The 476-nt window shown below is 52.1% G+C and carries 1 protein-coding gene; it reads left to right on the top strand.

The genetic code is table 11. The features are described from left to right. Nucleotides 1-476, top strand: a 476-nt coding sequence (locus SLS51_RS23310) for a TA system toxin CbtA family protein (protein WP_323840851.1), incomplete at both ends; no start/stop codon positions are given.

Here is a 476-nt window from a genome sequence, read left to right as displayed (position 1 = left end):
TGAAGATTCACAATACTGGCATGACTTGTTGCATCAACTGGTTTATGCCACTGGCCATCCGTCCCGGTTAAACCGCTTTGGCCTGACAACCCAAAGTGAGTTAGATGAAGCTCGGGAACAATGGGTGACAGCATTGGGCGCGGCGTTTGTGGCGGCATTAACCGGTGTCCGGGGTAACTCGGTCTATCCTGATAATATAGTACATTGGGAACACGCTTTGGGTTCAGATCCGTGGTGGTTATTTCAGGTGGCTAATGATGCCCGCCGTGCCGTGGATTATTTGCAAGACCGGAGACAGCAGTTACCGACCCAGGTGGAATTGTGGCAGCAGATGGCTGCCGTGTTGCTCAGTGAGCACTATGGTCTGCCGCTGAATGACACCATGCTGGAATATGATGAGGTGGTTCAGCGCCATATTGATCAGGGTATCACGCCGCTGATGGCTGTCAGTGCTTTAGCCCGAATATATCACTGGG

It is taken from the genome of Photorhabdus africana (genome assembly GCF_035181445.1).
Taxonomy (GTDB): Bacteria; Pseudomonadota; Gammaproteobacteria; order Enterobacterales; family Enterobacteriaceae; genus Photorhabdus; species Photorhabdus laumondii.
This window is presented reverse-complemented; position numbering and strand designations above follow the sequence as displayed.